Source organism: Gammaproteobacteria bacterium, from assembly GCA_013001575.1.
Taxonomy (GTDB): Bacteria; Pseudomonadota; Gammaproteobacteria; order Steroidobacterales; family JABDMI01; genus JABDMI01.
This window is the reverse complement of the sequence record JABDMI010000037.1, coordinates 1-2,550: the sequence shown is the minus strand read 5'-3', so window position 1 is coordinate 2,550 and position 2,550 is coordinate 1. Positions and strand designations below refer to the sequence as shown.

The window sequence follows — 2,550 nt, the reverse complement described above, 5'->3', positions numbered from 1 at the left end:
GCCATAATCGGTGGCATGATCTATATGAATAAACGCTCTAAAAAATTCCGTCATCAAAAAGATAAGGTTCTATTAAAACTTCCAATCATTGGTAATATTGTTGAAAAAGCCTCAATTGCACGCTTTGCCAGAACTCTGGCCACCATGTTCTCGGCCGGTGTGCCTTTAGTTGAAGCTTTAGAATCCGTTGCCGGTGCCACCGGTAATATTGTGTACGAAGAGGCCACCTTGAATATCAAAGACGATGTCTCCACAGGACAACGAATGCAAGTGTCCATGGAAACCACGGACCTGTTCCCGAACATGGTGGTGCAAATGATCGGGATTGGTGAAGAAGCAGGTTCACTGGATGTGATGTCGGCCAAAGTTGCTGATTATTACGAAGAAGAAGTCGATAACGCCGTTGATAATATGAGTACCCTGATGGAGCCAATCATTATGGGCTTCCTGGCTATTGTGGTGGGTGGACTCGTCATCGCCATGTACTTGCCAATTTTCAAAATGGGTTCTGTTATCTAAAAAAAGAAAACAACATATGACAGTTTTTGATCTCTTTATTCAGAACACGGCACTGTTAATCAGTGCCGTTTTTTTATTAGGCCTCGCAGTTGGCAGCTTTTTAAACGTTGTCATTCACCGCACGCCGCTAATGATGAAACGCGATTGGCGCATGCAAGCAATAGAGATTCTGGACATTGGTTCACAATTTCTGGATGAAGAAACCAGCACATACAATTTAGTCAAACCCGATTCTCATTGCCCGAAGTGTGATCACAAGATCCGCTGGTATGAGAATTTGCCGGTAATCAGCTATCTCGTTTTAAAAGGCAAATGTTCGTCGTGTAAAAACCCAATCTCATTGCGTTATCCATTGGTTGAACTACTCACCGGCATTGTCTCGGGATTTATCGCCTGGCATTTTGGTGCTACCACACAATTGTTACCGGCCTTGATCCTAAGCTGGGGAATAATTGCCATGGTCGGCATTGATTTTGATCACCAGCTTTTACCTGACTCATTAACTTTGCCGCTACTGTGGCTGGGCTTGCTTGTAAACACGCAGTCTCTTTTTGTAGGCCCGGTTAGTGCAATCACTGGTGCCGCAGCCGGGTATTTCTCTTTGTGGTCGATCTACTGGGTCTTCAAACTGGTAACCGGTAAAGAAGGCATGGGTTATGGTGATTTCAAAATGCTTGCCATGGTTGGTGCATGGTTAGGCTGGCAAGTGTTACCAGTCACTTTGTTACTTTCTGCTGTAGTTGGTCTAGCAGTCATGTTGCCACAAATGCTATTCCTGGGCCGAGAGAAAAGCAAAGCCTTTGCCTTTGGCCCGTTTATAGGAATTGCCGGCTGGATCATGCTGGTCTGGGGTAATGAAATCCTCACTTACTTGCGATACCTTTGATTCCAGGTGAAAAATTGATATGTTGGTTGGACTAACCGGAGGAATCGCGAGTGGGAAATCTTCACTCGCTGATGCATTTTCCAAATTGGGCATCGAAGTGATTTCAGCGGATGCAGTTGCCAGTGAGTTAATGCGGCCAAATTCATCGTTATTAGTGGACCTGCAAACCCACTTTGACGAAAGCTTGATTAATCCTGATGGTTCATTAGATCGAAACAAGTTACGTCAAATCATTTTCGATCAACCAAAAAAACGCAAATTACTTGACTCCATCACCCATCCAGCCATCGGGGCACGCATCTTCCAATTAGCTGAACTCGCTGAATCGGCTTATGTAATTCTTGAAATTCCCTTATTGATCGAAAGTGGTATGCATAATCAAGTAGACAGGGTTTTGGTCATTCATGCGGATGAAGACACCCAAATTGACCGCATAATTAAGCGGGACCATTGCAGTCGCGAACAAGCACTACAGATCATTCACTCCCAAGCTAAATCATCCGAGCGACTGAAATTTGCTGATGACATTGTGAATAACAACGCTGGCCTGCAGCAATTACGCAATAAAGCCCGATTTTTGCATCACAAATATCTCCAGATGGCTAATAATGCTGACAGTTTTGGTAAATTTAGCGCATCCGGACTCGAGTTGATCTAGTGAATTTGCACTCTTGGCTTGAGTACGGCAAAATTGTGCGATGAGTGATTCATTGTTCGATTCAGCGCCCCAATCTGATGAGGTCTATTATCAGTATTACGAACAACCGCTCACAGAACGATTGCGTACGTTCTTGCGTCTTGATTTTTTATTCCAACAGGCCGACTATTTTCTGCATCGACCGTCAAAAATGGACAGTCGCATTGCCATCACCACCTTAATTGACTTGCTCAATGTATTGACCCGCGGCGACATTCGCAGTGACACACTGAAAGAACTGGATAAGTTCAGTCGCACCTTACAAAACTACCTGACCTACCCAGGCATCGATTCGGATGAATTAAAGCATCAACTTACCGATATTGCCCAAACTCGACTACAGCTTGAGGCTCTTGGAATGAGTCTTGGCAGTGAACTTCGCGAGCACGAATTTCTGAACAGCATCAAACACCGTTCGGCTATTCCCGGTGGTGCGTGTAATTTTGAT

General features: G+C 44.5%; 4 protein-coding genes. All 4 read left to right on the top strand.

Annotated features, from left to right (window positions below):
* Positions 1-519 (top strand): type II secretion system F family protein (locus HKN88_03620; GenBank protein NNC97143.1); only part of this gene is annotated, 519 nt, incomplete at its 5' end.
* Between the two features lie 16 nt (positions 520-535).
* A complete protein-coding gene (locus HKN88_03615) occupies positions 536-1,405 on the top strand; it encodes a prepilin peptidase (GenBank protein NNC97142.1) in 870 nt (289 codons plus the stop codon).
* 19 nt (positions 1,406-1,424) lie between these two features.
* Positions 1,425-2,063: a dephospho-CoA kinase gene (locus tag HKN88_03610; GenBank protein NNC97141.1), complete on the top strand. Its 639-nt coding sequence runs from the start codon at positions 1,425-1,427 to the stop codon at positions 2,061-2,063.
* A gap of 40 nt (positions 2,064-2,103) precedes the next feature.
* The coding region (gene zapD, locus HKN88_03605; GenBank protein NNC97140.1) for a cell division protein ZapD at positions 2,104-2,550 on the top strand (447 nt) is incomplete at its 3' end.